Source organism: Rhizobium sp. CSW-27 (genome assembly GCF_018760785.1).
Classification (GTDB): Bacteria; Pseudomonadota; Alphaproteobacteria; order Rhizobiales; family Rhizobiaceae; genus Neorhizobium.
In genome coordinates, this window is sequence record NZ_JAHHZO010000003.1 from 1 (window position 1) to 17338 (window position 17338).

At 62.6% G+C, this 17338-nt stretch carries 9 protein-coding genes; 3 read left to right on the top strand and 6 right to left on the bottom strand.

All coding sequences use genetic code 11. The features are described from left to right. Positions 1-1085: 1085 nt before the first annotated feature. The 6 genes from KLP42_RS06790 to KLP42_RS06815 form a co-directional block, all read right to left on the bottom strand. Entirely contained in the window at positions 1086-2519 is a 1434-nt protein-coding gene (locus tag KLP42_RS06790; RefSeq protein WP_215565462.1) for an NAD(P)(+) transhydrogenase (Re/Si-specific) subunit beta, read from the bottom strand. Between the two features lie 16 nt (positions 2520-2535). Beyond that, the gene (locus KLP42_RS06795) at positions 2536-4107 is read right to left on the bottom strand and encodes a Re/Si-specific NAD(P)(+) transhydrogenase subunit alpha (protein WP_215565463.1); all 1572 of its coding nucleotides are present in this window, start codon (positions 4105-4107) and stop codon (positions 2536-2538) included. Positions 4108-4352: 245 nt separating this feature from the next. Then, the gene (gene repC / locus KLP42_RS06800; RefSeq protein WP_215565464.1) at positions 4353-5567 is read right to left on the bottom strand and encodes a plasmid replication protein RepC; all 1215 of its coding nucleotides are present in this window, start codon (positions 5565-5567) and stop codon (positions 4353-4355) included. Between the two features lie 205 nt (positions 5568-5772). Continuing rightward, positions 5773-6831, bottom strand: a complete 1059-nt coding sequence (gene repB, locus KLP42_RS06805; protein WP_215565465.1) for a plasmid partitioning protein RepB — start codon at positions 6829-6831, stop codon at positions 5773-5775. Then, entirely contained in the window at positions 6828-8114 is a 1287-nt protein-coding gene (gene repA / locus KLP42_RS06810) for a plasmid partitioning protein RepA (protein WP_215565466.1), read from the bottom strand. Before repA ends, repB begins: the two co-directional genes overlap by 4 nt. A 268-nt stretch (positions 8115-8382) precedes the next feature. Beyond that, a complete protein-coding gene (locus tag KLP42_RS06815) occupies positions 8383-10596 on the bottom strand; it encodes a SulP family inorganic anion transporter (RefSeq protein ID WP_215565467.1) in 2214 nt (737 codons plus the stop codon). 428 nt (positions 10597-11024) lie between these two features. On the opposite strand from KLP42_RS06815, the gene KLP42_RS06820 reads away from it, so the two are divergent. From KLP42_RS06820 to KLP42_RS06830, 3 genes are read left to right on the top strand one after another with little or no spacing between them, the layout of a single operon-like run. Then, the gene (locus KLP42_RS06820; protein WP_215565468.1) at positions 11025-12413 is read left to right on the top strand and encodes a tetratricopeptide repeat protein; all 1389 of its coding nucleotides are present in this window, start codon (positions 11025-11027) and stop codon (positions 12411-12413) included. A gap of 1 nt (position 12414) precedes the next feature. Continuing rightward, positions 12415-14985 carry a FecR domain-containing protein gene (locus KLP42_RS06825; protein ID WP_215565469.1) on the top strand — a complete coding sequence of 857 codons (2571 nt, stop codon included), beginning with the start codon at positions 12415-12417 and terminating at the stop codon, positions 14983-14985. Positions 14986-15004: 19 nt separating this feature from the next. After that, the gene (locus tag KLP42_RS06830) at positions 15005-17227 is read left to right on the top strand and encodes a CHASE2 domain-containing protein (protein WP_215565470.1); all 2223 of its coding nucleotides are present in this window, start codon (positions 15005-15007) and stop codon (positions 17225-17227) included. Positions 17228-17338: the final 111 nt, after the last annotated feature.

Below are 17338 nucleotides of genomic sequence, written 5' to 3' on the forward strand. Positions count from 1 at the left end.
AGGGGAGGGGAAGGGAGGGGAGGGGAGGGGGAATGAGTCCGACCAGCGACCTGGTCAACGAGCCTGCACTGTGTTCACTACAGTCCGCGGCGTGATCGGTAGCGCAGCCAAGCTCTGTTACGCCTGTTGCGTCGGAACAGGAGAACCAAAAGCGGGGGGGATCCCGCACCCCACCGACACCAGCACAAAGCCATCCAAATTGCTGTCGCAGGCCTTCCGCCGTCTCCTGGCCGGCAAACCGACTGAGCGGCCACGCGCGACGCGCAACGCGTCTGCGCACGCCGACGGCAAGCCGCATGGCAAAATCGTCTCCAGAGGCCAAGCCTGCACTTCCGCAGCTGCGCCGGAGCCGAAACCATTGCGACCGCGGCGCTCACCGTACGGTCGCCTCCGAACCGCGGGGCCCGAAACCGCACGCAGCTGTGAGCCCGTTTCCGCACACCGCCGGTCGGCCGGGGCAATGTGGCGGGCCAGAATTCATGGCCTGGTCAGGTGCGCAGAAAGCACCGTCACGGAGAAATGAGAGACGGTCGAGATACGGCCGACAGCTGTCGGGATATGAAAACGTTACGGGCATGGCGAAAGAACCAGTGCGTGCCAGCACATCACTGCTGCTATCACGTCCCCGCACGACCGCCGGACGGATCCGTCATCATCTCTCAAACCTGTCTATCCCAGCGCTGCGAACGCCGGACGAGACAGTGAACGTCTTCATCAAGCATTAACCATGCCGGCATCGCCATCGAGAGCGGGGCGCGGAACACAGCTCTCCGGGCATTCCACCGACTGGAACTGATCATGACCCGCCCGAGCGCGCAAAACAGCAACCGTCACTCCCGCAAGCAACCATTTACAGGCCACGCTTCACCGCGCGCAGGCTCACTAGGCCCATGAGCAAAGAGAATCAAATACAACGCATAGTTGCCGTTACCTTTGTCCAGAACAACATTGAAGGAACAGAATCCGGGGACGGGGAGGTTCGGATGCTCACCGCAGCGACCGGCGACGAGATACGGAAAGGCCGGAGGCAATAGTGTGCCTGCGGCCCGTCGGGAACGTGTTCTGCCAACAGAACCGATTTCGGATCAGCGGATCAGCGGCAACAGTTCGTTCACCGATTTCTTCGCATCACCATAGAACATGCGCGTGTTGTCCTTGTAGAAAAGCGGATTTTCGATGCCGGAATAGCCGGTGCCCTGACCGCGCTTCGACACAAACACCTGCTTTGCCTTCCAGACCTGGAGAACCGGCATGCCGGCGATCGGGCTGTTCGGATCCTCTTCCGCTGCAGGGTTCACGATGTCGTTCGAGCCAATGACAATGACGACGTCCGTCTGCGGAAAGTCCTCGTTGATCTCGTCCATCTCGAGGACGATGTCATAGGGAACCTTGGCTTCCGCCAGCAGCACGTTCATATGCCCCGGCAGACGTCCGGCAACAGGATGGATGGCAAAGCGCACCGTCTTGCCGGCCGCCCGCAGCTTGCGGGTCAATTCGGAAACCGCCCCTTGCGCCTGGGCCACTGCCATGCCGTAGCCCGGAACGATGATGACACTGTCGGCCTCGTTCAGCGCGCTTGCCACGCCTTCGGCATCGATGGCAATCTGCTCGCCGGTCACTTCCATCTGCGGGCCGGTCGTCGTCCCAAATCCACCGAGGATGACGGAAACGAAGGAACGATTCATCGCCTTGCACATGATGTACGAAAGGATCGCGCCGGACGAACCGACCAAGGCGCCGACAACGATCAGCAGATCGTTGGACAGCGAGAAGCCGATGGCCGCCGCCGCCCAGCCGGAATAGCTGTTCAGCATCGACACCACCACCGGCATGTCGGCGCCGCCAATGCCCATGATGAGGTGATAGCCGATGAAGAAGGCAAGAAGCATCATCAGGATCAGCGTCCAGATGCCGGCGCCGCCGACATAGAGAAACAGCAGGATCAGCGAGAGGACCGCCGCTGCCGCATTCAGCGCATGGCCGCCGGGCAGTTTATTCGCCTTGCCATCCACCTTGCCGGCCAGTTTGCCGAACGCGATGACGGAACCGGTGAAGGTGACTGCCCCGATGAAGACGCCAAGAAACACCTCGACCTTCAGGATGACCTGCTCAACCGGGCTCTTGTGGGCGAGGATGGCGGCAAATCCCTCGAGCGCCGAACGACCGGCCTCATCCATCGCCAGAACGCGCCCCAGTTCGAGATGGGCGTTGAAGCCAATGAAGACCGCGGCCAGGCCGACCAGCGAATGCATGGCCGCAACCAGTTGCGGCATCTCGGTCATCTGCACGCGCTTGGCGACGAGCCAACCGATTGCACCGCCCGCAGCAATCAGCACAACCGATAGCAGCCAATGTCCTGCGCCCGGACCATAGAGCGTTGCAAGCACGGCCAGTCCCATACCGGCAATGCCATACCACACCGCGCGCTTTGCGCTTTCCTGTCCCGACAGACCGCCGAGCGAGAGAATGAAGAGAACCGCCGCAACGACATAGGCGGCCGTGGTGAAACCGTAATCCATCTGATCTTCTCCCGCCTCAGGACTTCTGGAACATGGCGAGCATGCGTCGCGTCACGAGAAAGCCGCCGAAGATATTGATCCCGGCCATGAACACCGAAAGCGCAGCCAGCAGAATGACCAGCGCACTGCCGGAGCCGATCTGCATCAGCGCACCCAGAATGATGATCGAGGAAATTGCATTGGTCACCGCCATCAACGGTGTATGCAGCGAATGCGAGACGTTCCAGATCACCTGGAAGCCGACGAAGCAGGCCAGCACGAAGACGATGAAATGGCTCATGAAACTCGCCGGCGCGAAAAGGCCGGCCAGCAGAATGAGCCCACCGCCGCCGGCAAGCAGCGCCACCTGGCTTCTCGTCTGCGCGCGGAAGGCCGCCGCCTCCTGTGCCCGCTTTTCCTCCGGCGAAAGCTCCTTCGCCCTTTCCTTCGGCCGCGCGGCCGCAATGGCCTGAACCTTCGGCGGGGGAGGGGGGAAGGTGATGCCACCCTCAAATGCCACCGTCGCACCGCGAATGACATCATCTTCCATGTTGTGAACGATCACGCCATTCTTGCCGGGGGTCAGGTCCGTCATCATATGGCGAATGTTCGTGGCATAAAGCGTCGAAGCCTGCGTCGCCATCCGGCTGGGGAAATCCGTATAGCCGATAACGGTCACGCCATTATCAGACACGATTTTCTGGTCGGCGACGGTAAGATCGCAGTTGCCGCCGCGTTCGGCGGCAAGGTCGATGATCACTGAGCCGGGCTTCATCGCGGCCACCATATCGGCGAGCCACAGCTTCGGCGCATCACGGCCCGGAATGAGAGCCGTGGTAATGACGATATCGATCTCGGGTGCCAGTTCGCGGAACTTTGCCAGTTGCTTCTCCCGGAATTCGGGAGAGGAGGGGGCAGCATAGCCGCCGGTCGCCGCGCCATCCTGGCTGGCTTCGAATTCAAGGAAGACGAACTCCGCCCCCATGCTCTCGATCTGTTCCGCCACTTCCGGGCGCACATCAAAGGCATAGGTTATGGCTCCCAGCGACACACTGGTACCGATGGCGGCAAGCCCTGCGACACCGGCGCCGATAACCAGAACCTTGGCCGGCGGAATCTTGCCGGCCGCCGTCACCTGCCCGGTGAAAAATCGACCGAAATTGTTACCGGCCTCGATCACCGCCCGGTAACCGGCAATATTGGCCATGGAGGACAGGGCGTCCATCTTCTGGGCGCGCGAAATGCGCGGCACCATGTCCATGGCAATCACATTGGTTCCCATATCCTTCGCCTGTTCCAGCAGAGCGGAGTTCTGGGCTGGATAAAAAAACGAAATCAGAGTCTTGCCGGTGGAAAGCCTATCCATCTCCTCCGGCAGTGGCGGCCGTACCTTGGCAATCACGTCGGCCTCGGCAAACAGCGAGGCCGTGTCTTCCACGACTTTCACACCGGCCCGACGATAGGCTTCGTCAGAAAATCCCGCCGCCTGTCCGGCGCCGGCCTCCACGAGGCATTCATAACCCAGTTTCTGCAGTTGAACCGCGCTGTCGGGCGTCAAAGCCACGCGCGCTTCGCCTGCATAAATCTCTTTTGGTGTCCCGATCTTCATCCACCTCTCCCAATTTACCGGCAGGAATGTTCCAGCCGACATGCATCTCTTGCGAACATGCAGCTACATTTGCTCCATTCCCTGCCATAACCTGCGAACCATGTTGGTTCATGCGAGCCTGCGCAAGGCATCTTCTCGGAGATTCCGTTCGCAGTGTACGCTGCTGCAACAGCATGGACCGCAAAACATCAGCGCGCGCGTAAGGGGAGGGGGCTGGCACCATCAATCCCCGTTTGCCAACCGCATCACACCACAAGCCTCAGATTTTCGCCGCGCGCCCGCAACAGGGCCATCAGCATGGGCCCGATCGAGAATTCGCCGCGGCGCGCCTTGTCCGTCAGATTGCGCAGGTAACCGCCCGGCGAATTGATATGACCCGACCGCTCAAGGATGCAGGCCAGCAGCGATGCAGCGTTTTCCGCCCCAAGGATCTCGCAGGCATCCTGATAGGCCGACGGACTGATGCCAAGCATCGAGCGCACCACGACGGCCGCAGCCATCAGGTCACGCCAGCTGCCAATGCTTCCATCGGGTCCGTAATTGATCACTTCGGGGCAGGCCTTCAGCACCAACCCAAGCGGAAAGACACGTTCGCCTCCAGCATTGGCGCTTCTGGAATCCGCCGGCTTGGCCTCATGCTTCTTTTCGAAGCGTGGTTCAAGTTCATTGATGGTTTGTGGTTTTGAATTATGTATATGCTGCTCATTTTGAGCAGCACTGCTGCCTGTATTTGATGAATTTTTCCAATTTTTCAGTGCGTTGAGGACCGACGCGCGCAGCGCCTCCATTTCCGCCAGCAGGCCGGTCAGATCGGAAAGCTTCGGCGCACGCGGCAACCTGGCCACCAGCCCCACATAGGCATCCTCCATTGCGATCCAGTCGCCTGGAGCCCCCTCCTCCATCGCGGCGGAAATCAACTTGCGAATATCGCGGCGGCAGATGGTAAGGCTTTCCTTCGCCTGACGAAAAGCGGCGCGCGTGGCTGCGACCTGCTGCGCAAGCGAAGCCAGTTCCTCGGCCCGCATCAGCAGCGGAGAAAGATCGAAACCGAACGCCGTCTCGATGTCGCCGCTTCTGTCCTTGCGCGCATAGCGCTTGCCATTGGCGCTGTCGCGGCGAACGATCAGACCCGCATCGACGAGGAAGGCAAGATGACGCCGAAGCGTCGCCCCCGCCATACCATGCGCACGCAAGGCCAACTGTGCGTTGGAGGGAAAGACGATCAACTGGCCATCCTGGCGCAGTTCGTTTTCCGGATGGAAGGTCAAGAGAGCGTCCAGAACCGCAACACCGCGATCCTGCAGGCCAAGCAGTTCCCGCGCCTCCGCCACATCGCGAAAGACCTTCCATTTTTCAACGGCTTTACCCGGCCGGATCTCCCCCATGTCCAGCTGTCGCTGCACAAGGGCAAGGGTCATCGGCCGCCGCCCGAAGGGCGTCGTCACATGTCCACCTGGCATATCTTTTCACCTATCAAGAGGCAAAAGAAGACCGTCCACCCGAAAAGGTGCCAAAGCGACTTGACTATGATTCGTGGAAATGCGAGTCTTGAGGTGCTAAATCAGAGAGGCTTCCACGACGGCAACGTTTTGGGGGCCTTTTTTCTTTTGCTGCGCTTCCTTTCCTGTTGTCTGTTGATGAACCTGCTCGCGCTCGAAGGCGCGATCAGGGTTTGTGCGCGTTTCGCGCCTCGGTGAACCGCGCCACGAGTGACGGCAGTTCCTGTTCGACGAAACGAATGAAATCCTTGCCCAATCGACCTTCCGCAGACAGGCGCATTTCCTTCGGCGACACAAGGCACGCCGCCAGCCGTTGTCCCTCGGCATCATCGATCGGCATGATCTGTTGCGCGCGGCCATCCGCTGCCGGCTTGACCGCTGCCAGAACCCGTTGGAAGCGTTGATCGGAAGCCTGAACTTCGCCTGCCATGCGAGACAACGCCGCGCGCGCCGCATCCAGCGCGCCCGGCTCCGCCTGCAATGTCTTGGCAAGATCCAGCCAGCGCGGCCGGCCGATCTTCGGCGCCCGGCCGATCGCCTCGATCATGTCGAGCGGCACCGAGCGGTAGACACTGCGCATGCGCGCCAGTTCCGCATCCTCGATGGAAAGTGCGGCATAGATGTCGCGCGGGCGAACGCCGGCCTCATCCATGCGCAGCGCAAAAAGCGCGCGCTCGATCCAGGTCAGGTCCTGGCGGCTGGCATTCTCGATGCCCTGTGCCACGACCAGATCGACATCGGAGAGCTCCACTTCCAGCGCGCGCACGGGGCGCTGCAACTCCAGTGCAGCTCGCCAGCGCCGATGACCATAAACGATCTGATAGCGCCCCGGAGCCGAAGGATGGCGGCGAACCTGAATCGGGACCTTCTGGCCCTCGCTCTGGATCGACCGCTTGAAGAGATCAAAATCGCCGCCATCGTCATCCGGAAGGCGATCAGGATAGGGAGACGGATCGATGATCTTCGGGTCGAGTTCGAGGATGGCACCGCCGCCAGCTTCGACGATGGCACGCAGACGATCCCGCTCGGCGCGAATGTCGTCAATGGCACGATGCGCAGCGCCGATCACGCCTGCGCCAACTCGTGGCGCAGGCGCAGGCGCGGGTGCGGCGGCCTGCGCGGGCGCCGGCGTTGCCGCCGGGCTCGCGGCCGATGGCTCGCTTTCGAGTTCTGCCGACAGAAGGCCAAAGCTCGCGACGATCGATTTCCGGGGCGACTTCGTCATCCTCTCCCCCAACTTGCATTGATGAGGCGCTCGATCGCCTCGTTGACCGCATCCACGGCCTCGCGGGCACGGCGATGGGTATCGCGGCCGATCTGTCCCACTTCCAGTTCGTAGACGGAGCATTTCGCAAGACCTGCGGCCTCGACTGCCGTGCTTTCGATGGCTGTCGGCAGCAGGACGTCAGTGCCGAACAGGTGACGCAGCATCGCCACCACCTGCGACTGCGGCGCATCATTGGGATCGTGGCGCGTCACCAGATAGCGGATGAAATCCTGGTCCAGCTGTGCGCCGCTCTCGTTGAGCACGCTGATGAGGTCGCTCATCATCAGCAGGAACTGGCTCATGGAAGCCACATCCAGCATGGCGGGATGAACCGTGATGATCAGACTGGTGGCCGCATAGATGGCACTCAGCGTCAGGAAGCCGAGCGACGGCGGCGTGTCGAGGATCACCACGTCATAGTCGGCTTCCACCTCCGCCAGAGCAAGCTTCAGCCGCTCGAAGAAGATCGCGCCGAAGCTTTCCTTGTTGGCCAGCACGCGCGGCGTTTCATGCTCGTATTCCATCACCTCGAGATTGCCGGGTATGAGATCCACGCCCTCGAAATAGGTCTTGCGAATGATGTCACGGATCGGCCGACGTTCCGCATCGTCATAACGAAGCGTCGCATAGATTGTCTCGTTCGCTCCGACATCCACCTCCGGCTGTGCGCCGAACATGGCCGAAAGCGATGCCTGCGGATCCAGATCCAGCGCCAGAACGCGATATCCCTGCAGCGCCAGATAATGCGCCAGATGCACGCAGGTGGTGGTCTTGGCGCTGCCGCCCTTGAAGTTGGCGATGGCGATGACCTGCATGTGCTCGCCGGGCCTGCGACGCGGCAGGAAGCGAAGCGCCTCAGCCGGCTTCTGGCGGGCGAAAAGCTCGCGCAACTCGTTGATCTGCGCCAGCGTATAGACCCGGTGGTTGTTCTCCAGACGACTCGGCACCGGGCCGCGTCCTTCGCTGGACATCAGCTTCAGGGTGGAATCCGGTATGGAGGTCAGCTTCGAAACCTCGTTCGTCAGAAATTGACGCAGCGATTTTTCCGACTTCGGCGGATACATACGTGTGCGTAACTGCTGCAACTGGCTGGACAAGAGCCCGGCATGGCGGGCAATCTTGCTCCCGGCATCTTCTCTGGAAGGTGCAACGACCATGTCTGCCTGATTTGCTATCGCCATGTTTCCCTCTTGGCGGCCTGCCGCCGGTTTGCCGGCCATAACCCGCCAAACATAGAACATGATTCTGCCAAGTCGTCCACAAGTTAAGGGTTAACGCGACATAAACGTTGCGAATCACTTCGTTCGCACCGCAACTAACACTTTGAAATATTGAACATTTTTATTGATATCCGGGCGTAACGATCAGTCACGCCCACCATCCCGGGCGACAGGTAAGGTCCCGCAGAGGCAGCGCACAGGAATTTTCGAAGCCCGGGAAGACAGAATCAGAGGCGCCCCGAAGCGACCATCGCTTCCGCGTTTGACGGCCCAAGTCGCTGCCGCCCGCTCAGGCGTTTGCCAGTTGCACCATGCGATTGGCCAGCGCCAGCCGCTCGGCCAGCGATGCCGCCAAAAGGCGGTGCACCAGCGTTGCCAGAACCGGATCATCGGCTTCCAGACGACGGACGGTCCTGCCGGTCAGGCGGAAAAGCGTGGCCCTTTCCTCGACGATCACATCCGCGGTGCGACGGCCACCGAGATAAAATGCAACCTCTCCCAGCACGGCGCCTGCCGTCATGCTGCGCAGGCGCAGCGTCCGGCCGCCGGCGAGCCTGATCTGCACCGTGACGCGACCTTGCCCCAGCAGAAACACATCGTCAGCCGCCTCACCGGCCGCCATCAGCCGCGCACCTGCCTCGCATTCCTGCCGTTCCATCGCCCGGATCAGATCCGGAAGACGCGGATGCGCACCCAGCCGCTCGACCAGTTGCGCCGCGATGTCGCCCGGCTCCCCGATGCACCGGAACTCGGCCAGCAGCCGGTTTTCCGCCTCCTCCAGCGCGTGATCGAGGTCAACCGCCAACAATGCTGCGGGCCGGTGTGATACAGCGTTCTCCATCCGCTGCAGAACCGCCTCCGAAAGGTCAGACAGGGGAGACAGCAGGAGTGCGGCCTCGTGTTGCCGCACCATGTTGGCGATCTTCACGAAGCCGGCAAAGGCGGCGGAATCCATTCCGCTCACGTTTCGCAGATCGAGCAGCAGAAGGCGCGGCGGGCAATCGGCGGAGAAACGGCGCTGTACCGCACGCACCACCTGCTCCACCGTTCCGAAGAACAGATAGCCCTGCAACTCGATGACGTGAATGAGGTCGCCCTTGTCCTCGAGAAGATGATTGGCCGCAGGAAAACGGTCTGTGCTGCTGCGCCGGTCCCGGCCGCTGGCCGACAGACGTATCACCGGCAGCCGGGCATAGTTGTAGACAAAGGTGACGATCGAGAAGCCCAGCCCCACCGCCATTCCGCTCATGAAGCCGTAGAGGATGATGGACAGCACGATCAGCAGGATGATCGCCCATTCGAGACGAGGCAGCTTGTGGCGCGTCGCAACCGCCCAGTCGTGCAGAAGTTCGCCGCCGAGCATAAGCATCAGGCCGGCCGCCAGAAACAGCGGCACACCGGCTGCAAGCTGCGTGGCGAAGGGCAGGGCAAGCATCAGCACCAGCCCGGTCGCGACCCCGGCGGCGCGACCGCCGGCCCTCAGCCGGTCGGAGAGGAGGGTCATGCCGAGCCCGGTAAAGCCGGAGGCGCCGCCCAGCAGTCCGACGACCATGTTCGCTTCGCCGGCAATCTTCAGTTCCCGGTTGGCATCTATCTCCCTGCCCGCGGCAACTTCCAGACCGCTGATGTTCAGAAGCAGGCCGGCCATCGCGATCATTGGAACGGAAGCGAGGATCGGCAGCACCGAAAACACTGCGTGCCAGTCGGCACGCGTGATCACCTCGATCGGCGAGGGCAGCTGGAAGCTTCCTCCCGCAGCCGCCTGCGGCAGCCACCCCCAATGGCGGATGGTCTCGACCGGCACCCCGGCAGCACCGACAGCGAGATAGAAGAGGCACACCGAGGCGAGCATCACCGCCGGAGCGGCGAAGGCGCTGCTTGACAGCCGCAGGGCCGCCGACATCGCCGCTGCGAACACCAGCGACGGCAGAAGAATGCCGACAATCTGCGGCTCGGCCAGCGCGCGCGCCATGTCCCCGAAGCCGCTGCGGCCGGTGATCATCATCAGGGCACCGTTCAGCAGCAGCCATCCGGAGCCGGCCAGAAACCCGGCGATGACCGAATAGGGCATGAACCGCACGAGCACGCCAAGACGCAGGCGTCCCAGCACGTGAAACAGCAGGCCTGTGGCGACGGTGCTGAGGCCGAGAACGGCAAAGGTCGTTGCCACCGCGCGCCCCGGATCCTGATCCGGCATCACTCCGATGGCGGCGGTTACGGCGGTGGCAAGGATGGCAATGGGTGTTTCCTGCACCTGCGCGATGCTGGAGGGATGGCAGGAGCGCCATGCGACGTGAAGGGCGAGGACCACGCAGCTGAGCAGCATGACGCTGACGCCGGCGGCAAGGCCTGCGGCCTGTGGACCTGAGAAAAGGAGGGCAGCAAAGGCGACACTGGTGCCAAGGCCGTCGATGCCGGCCAGCAGGCCGAACATCAGAGAGGAAAAATGCCTGCGCGCCGTCACGATCATCCAGGGCCACCACTGCTCCGCCAGGCTTCGCACTCGTCACCGGCAAGCCCCGCCAGCCTCCTTATAGGTCGAGCGGCAGAGGGCCGTGACGCGGGCAACCCGCGATTTCGTCCCCGAATGCATTCATTCCGTTTCACGTGGACGTTCTCCACAAACGAACGCCAAGACATGCAGGAGCAGACACGACCCCACCGCATGCATTGCCACAGGCCCGGCAATCCGGCGCACAATCTGAAGAAATGTGTTGCTTCACCGGACGCTTGCTTCTTCTGCGCGCCGCAGACGCATCACCATCCCCCAGGCAGGATATTGTCGACGACCCGGCCGTTGCGGACTGCGCGGGACGAAAAGCGACTAGTTGGGGACGAAATTGTGCCTTGGCTAAACTGCTGATTCCTCCTCATGTCTTCAACGCCTGTGTTAAATGCGGAACAGGACATGGGGATTCTTCGGTCAGTACAATGAGTTCATTCCGTACGCTATCCAGATGGGTTTGCGGCGCCAGCATCTGCGCCGCCCTTGGCATGGGCACTCTGCCGGCCACATCCGAAGCAGCCTCGTCGGGCTTCAACCGTCCGCCGCGCGCCGAACCCGCGGACGTGGCGAAGATCGAGGCCCGCCGCAAACTGCTGTTTGAACAGATGATGCACAATCCGGGCAATCTGGACATTGCCTTCGAATATGCCGCCCTGTCCTCGCAGGTCGGTGATCTTGAGGGAGCCATCGCCACGCTTGAGCGCATGCTGATCTTTGCGCCCGGCCTTCCGCGCCTGCAACTGGAGCTTGGCGTCCTCTATTTCCGCCTCGGCGCCTATGCGACAGCGCAGACCTACTTCCAGGCCGCAGCATCCGGCACCGACGTTCCGCCGCAAGTGCGTGAAAAGGTCGATGAATACCTGCTGGCGATCGAACGCAACAGCGACGGCACCGCCCTTGCCGGTTCGGTCACCGCCGGATTGCGCTACCAGAGCAATGCCAACAACGGACCGGGCTCGCAATTCGTCACGTTGAACGGGCTCGATTACGTACTGTCCGACAGCGCCCGCAAGACGGGGGATGTCAACGCCTTCATGACCGGGGATTTCACCGGCCTCTTCGATCTTCCCGGACAGGGCGAACAGTTCAAGGTGAACCTGCGCAGCTATGTCGAAGCCTATCGTGACCGGCATGACCTCAACCTGGCCTATGCCGAACTGGCCGCCGGCCCTTCCTACGACCTCAACCGCTTCGGCCTCGAGGGCCACGCGCTGGATCTCTACGGCATCGCAGGCGGCGGCATCCTGTCCGGCGATCCGCTGAATTCTGTTTTCGGCGCCGGCGCCCTGCTCGGCGTGCGGGCAAGCGCGGACGTCTTTTTTGGCCTGCGTGGCGAATATCGCCATGAAACCTATTATAATTCAGCGGACCATCCCCGCCTTGACGAGAAATCCGGCGATCGCTTTCAGGCACAGTTCCTCAGCACCTATCGCCTATCGAGCGCGCTCAGCATCGGCCTGTCGGCAATCGTCGATCGCTTCGATGCGGAGGTCGCAAGCAATGCCTACTGGCAGTATGGCGGCGTCATCGGCACCTCCATCGACTTCGAAAGCCCTCTCTCCGCCCTACCCGGAACCTGGAACTTTGGCCTTTCGACCCAGGTGACGGCGCGCAATTATGACGAACCGGACCCGATGATCAGCAACGAGGCCCAGTCCACCACCAGATGGTCGGTCAACCTCACGCAGACCATCCCCCTCGACAGGGACTGGGCCGCGCTGATCCAGGCGAGCTACCAGACGTCCTGGTCCAATTACGACACCAGCGAATTTGACAATGCCACGATCAGCCTCGGCCTCAGGAAGGTATTCTGACATGCACAATGCCCGTCATCGCCTGCTTGCAGCCTCCTGCCTCGCCGTTTCCGTTCTGATGTGTGCACCTGTTGCGGATGCAAGCACACGCGTCGGCGTAACGAGCGCCGTCAACCAGGATGCCCGGGCACTGCTTCAGGGAGGCATCACCCGGACCATCGCCATCGGTGACGAGGTGATCCACAACCAGGTGATCAATACCAGCGATGTCGGGCTGGTGCAGATCCTGCTCGCGGACGGCACGGCCTTCACCGTCGGCCCGAACTCCAGCCTGACGATCGACAGCTTCGTCTACGATCCGGCGGCCGGCACGGCGAAGGTTTCCGCAAGTCTTTCCAAGGGTTTCATGCGCTTCATCGGCGGGCGCACCTCGAAGACCGAGGACGGCGCGACGATCAATACGCCGATCGGCACCGCCGGCATCCGCGGCGCAGTTGTCGATATCGATCTCGGCAATATCGGCCAGCCGCCACGCAACGAACGCGGCCGCAACGGCCGCAGGGACGAGCGCAAGAACCCGCCGCATGTGTCGATGATCTTCGGCCGCGACGTGGTGCTGACCGCCAATGGCATCTCCAGCCGCATCTTCCGGGCGGGCTACTCGATCGTCGTCGATGGCGAGCGTCGCACCGTCATCCGCACGCCGGAAACCTTCCTGCAGGACATGCAGGACCGCTTGGCGGGCCAACCGGGAACCCATGGCGGCGTCGCCGTGCCGCCGTCGGACCGGCAGGTGCGCGAAAGCGGCGTGGAACGGCACAATTCGGCAAGTCCCGTTCCCTACAACGTGCCCGTTCCAGTGACGCGGCCCGACAGCCTTCCGGGCGCCATGGCCGCATCGGAGGCGAAGACTTCAGCCGTTGAAACAGCGGCGACCGGTGCCGTGGACGACACCCCCTCCAGCCGAAGCGACAGCATCCGCGTGCTGACACTGCGTTCCGGCAGCAGCGACGGCATCGTCGGTGGCGATGCAGGCAGCGAACGCACCGGCACGCTTGCCGGCGATGAGGGCGGACAGGGAACGGCAACGCTGGGTGACGGCACCGTCATTACCCTTCCGGTGTTTGCCGACAGCGCCTTTGCAAGCCATGCCGTCTCCGGCGTTGCCTATGCCGGCGGAACCTATTCGGGAACGGTCTATGTCGGGCAGGAAGGCTTCCGCGCCTATCTGTTGTCACAAGGCAGCGATCCGCTCTATATTCTGTCCGGCACGGCCACCGGCAATGTCGCAAGCGTCTTCTCCACCTCCGGGACGCGGCATTATGCGCTGACGGCAGATTCCCTCGGCGGGCTGGTTACCGGTTCGGGCGTCGCCATTCCGTTTGCCGATGCCTCCCGCCTGTCCGGCCTCGATCTCTCCGGCGCCGTGTCCAGCGACCTCCTGATCGTCGGCACGCCGAACGACAGCAGCTATCCGACGCCGGTGACGGCCCGGGGGCTGCAGGCCTGGCTCGTGATCGACGGCACCGGCGCCAGTCAGAAAAGCGCGGTCGGCATCATGACCGGCGAGATCAGCGGATCCGGCACGACCTACGGCTTCACGGGAGAACGCGGCGGCAGCGAAAGGCTGAGCGCTGCAAACGGTTCCACATCCTATACAGGCACGGTCGCAAGCGCAGCCGTAGCCGACAATGGCACGGCGATCTTCGGCACGAACGGGGATTACATGATCCTCAGCAATGCCATCGGCAGCAATGCGTCTTCCTATACGGATCAGGGCAATCACAACGCATGGCCGCCGGTCAGCGAAACATTCTCCACCACGCACGTCGCCAGCCTGACGACGGTGGACACCACGGCGACCCGCGCCCTGGCCGGCAAGACGCTCGAAGGCTATTCCGCCGTCGGCTTCACGCGCAACGGCGTCACCACCGCGCTTGCCGGCACCGCGCGCTTCACCTTCAATGGCGACGACGGCACATTCAGAGCCACCTTCAATAGGTTCGATACTGACAGCAACCCGTATAACGACGAGATCGGCTTCACCGACGACTATGGCGGCGCCGTCTATGTCGACGACCAGCATTTTGCCTCTGCCGGCACCAACAACCGCAGTTACGCCGTCAGCGCCAGCACCGTGCCGGCCAGGATCTTCGAGGGAGGCACGTCCTCGGCGCTTTGCCAGTGTGCCTATCTCAGCTGGGGCTGGTGGGGCAGCGCAGACACCAGCGACGGCTATGTCCAGAACGCCCACATGGGCAACTGGGTGATAGGCGACATCACGGACAATGTCGAAATGCCCGCCAATGGCCAGGCAACCTATAGCGGCAACGCCGTCGGCACTGTCGTTGCCGGCTCCGATCAGTATATCGCCACCGGCAGCATGTCCGCGACCATGGACTTCGCCGCACGCACGGGCAATGTCGCGATCAGCGATTTCGACGGCCGCAACTTCGGCAGCCATGTCAGCTTCGCTTCGTCCTCCACGTTCAGCGGCAGCAATGCCGGCACCGACCTGACCGGCTCCTTCGTCAACAGCGGTGCGACCGCCGCACAGGGCATCATGGGTTCCTTCACCAGCACCGATGGCGGCTGGTCCGCCTCCGGCATATTCGGAGGCAACCGCAACTGATGGCCGCACGGTATTGCTGATGGCTCTGCCGCTCGACCTTCGCCGCCGAACGAGGTTGCCGCTCCCGGTTCTGACGGCACTGGCGGGCGCCGTGGTTCTGCTTCTGTGTCTCGGCGTGCTGCGCGCCTGGCCGACGGCAACGACCGTTCTGAGCAATCCGCTGTTCGATACCTACCAGCGCCTTCATCCAAGACCGGCCACGGAGCCGCCGGTGCTGGTGGTCGATATCGACGAAGCCTCCATCACAACGCTCGGGCAGTGGCCCTGGTCGCGTTCGGTCATCGCCCGCATGGTCGAACGCCTGCAGGCCATGGGTGCAGCCGCGATCGGCTTCGACGTGGTCTTTTCCGAACCGGACCGTCTCTCTCTTGCCCGAGCGGTCGAAGCGTTGCGCGCACAAGGTGTGGCAATCGCGCTGCCGCCAACGGCCGATCAGCTCGACAGCGATCAGGTGCTGGCGGGAGCCCTTGCTGCCGGCAACACGGTGCTCGGCTTTGCGCTGACTGACGAAAGCACCGCAAGGCCGCCTCCCGCCAGAGCCGGTTTTGCCTATGGCGGAACGGATCCGCGCCGCTATCTACCGCATTTTTCCGGGGCCGTCAGCAATCTCGATCTGCTGCAGACTGCCGCCCAGGGCGCCGGCTTCTTCTCCTTCACCACCACCGATGACAATATCATCCGCACCATGCCACTTGCCGCCGTTGCCGGAACCGCAATCTATCCGGCGCTGGCCATCGAAAGCCTGCGGGCAGCGCTCGGCGCGAAGGGCTTCATGCTGCGTGGCAATGATGCAAGCGGGGAGGGCGGCGGCGGAGCACCCGGCATGACAGGGCTGCGGGTCGGCGATCTCGACGTGCCGACCGAACCGGATGGCCGAATGCGACTTTACTATTCCGGCATGCCGAACATGACGGTGATCTCAGCCGCGCGCCTTCTGGAAGCGGATGCCGTGGATCGGCTGCAACCCGTCGTGGAGGGTCGCATCGCTCTGGTCGGCACCAGCGCCATAGGACTGCGCGATATCGTTGCCACCCCGCTCGCCTCCGCCACTCCGGGCGTTACGGTTCATGCCGAAATCATCGACCAGATCGTGGCGGGGGTTTTCCTGCACGAACCGGACTGGAGCCATGGCGTGCTGCTTCTCGCCACGCTGCTGTGCGGCGTGATGCTGATCGCCGTCACCACCCGCAGCGGCGCGCTTGCCAGCGCCCTGCTCCTCGCAGGGCTCACATCGGGCTTCGTCGCGGTTTCCTGGCATGCCTTCTCGGCGTTCAGGGTGATCATCGACCCGGTCGGTGCAGTCGCGACGCTGGTCCTTCTGTTCCTGGTGTTGACCCCGCTCAGACTGGCACTCGAAAATCGGGAGAAGCGGCTGGTGAAGGGCGCATTCGGCCGCTATCTCGCGCCGGCGCTGGTGGAACGGCTGGCGCGCGAGCCTTCCGCGCTCAGGCTGGGTGGCGAGACACGGCGACTGACCGTGATGTTCTCCGACATTCGCGGGTTCACCACGCTGTCCGAGGGCATGGATCCACAGTCGCTGACAAGCCTGATCAACTCCTTTCTCACGCCGCTGACGGATGTCCTGCTGCGCCGCGAGGCAACGATCGACAAATATATCGGCGATGCGATCATGGCCTTCTGGAATGCACCGCTCGATATCGACCGCCATGAGGAAAAGGCATGCCGCGCCGCCCTCGACATGGCAAAGGCGGTCGAGGTTCTCAATGAAAGCCGCAACGAGCCGATCCGCATCGGCATCGGCCTCAACAGCGGCGATGCCTGTGTCGGCAATCTCGGCTCGGCGCAGCGCTTCAGCTATTCGGCGCTCGGCGACAGCATCAATCTGGCTTCCCGCATCGAGGGCCTGACCAAGCTCTACGGCGTGACGATTGCCGTCAGCGACTTCACGCGGCAGGCCGTGCCCGCGCTGGCCTTTCTCGAGATCGACAATGTCCGGGTGAAGGGCCGCACGGCGCCGGTGCGGCTGCATGCGCTGATGGGCGACGAAACGCTTGCCGGGAGCCATGCATTTCACGATCTCGCTGCCCGGCATGAGGCCTTCCTCTCCCTCTACCGGCATGGGGCTTTTGCGGATGCCTCTGCGGCCCTTCAAGGCCTTCGCCAGACCGCGCCTCCGCAACTGGTCGGGCTTTACAGCCTTTACGCCGAACGGCTGAGCGCGCTTCTGGCAGATCCGCCCGGCGACGGCTGGGACGGGGTCTATGTCGCAAAGACAAAGTAGCGCTGCCGGTACTCGGCCGTGCATCACAGCCAGAGGTCCCTTGTGATCCCTGCTGGATAGCCATATTTCTCACAAGATATTTTGCGGTTTCTTAGTCGTCGCCTTGTACAG

Coding starts and splice junctions, on each gene's coding strand:
- repA (WP_215565466.1), bottom strand. CDS start 8,114: ATGTTCTATGTTTGGCGGGTTATGGCCGGCAAACCGGCGGCAGGCCGC.
- KLP42_RS06825 (WP_215565469.1), top strand. CDS start 12,415: ATGCACAATGCCCGTCATCGCCTGCTTGCAGCCTCCTGCCTCGCCGTT.
- KLP42_RS06795 (WP_215565463.1), bottom strand. CDS start 4,107: ATGAAGATCGGGACACCAAAAGAGATTTATGCAGGCGAAGCGCGCGTG.
- repB (WP_215565465.1), bottom strand. CDS start 6,831: ATGACGAAGTCGCCCCGGAAATCGATCGTCGCGAGCTTTGGCCTTCTG.
- KLP42_RS06790 (WP_215565462.1), bottom strand. CDS start 2,519: ATGGATTACGGTTTCACCACGGCCGCCTATGTCGTTGCGGCGGTTCTC.
- KLP42_RS06820 (WP_215565468.1), top strand. CDS start 11,025: ATGAGTTCATTCCGTACGCTATCCAGATGGGTTTGCGGCGCCAGCATC.
- KLP42_RS06830 (WP_215565470.1), top strand. CDS start 15,005: ATGGCTCTGCCGCTCGACCTTCGCCGCCGAACGAGGTTGCCGCTCCCG.
- repC (WP_215565464.1), bottom strand. CDS start 5,567: ATGCCAGGTGGACATGTGACGACGCCCTTCGGGCGGCGGCCGATGACC.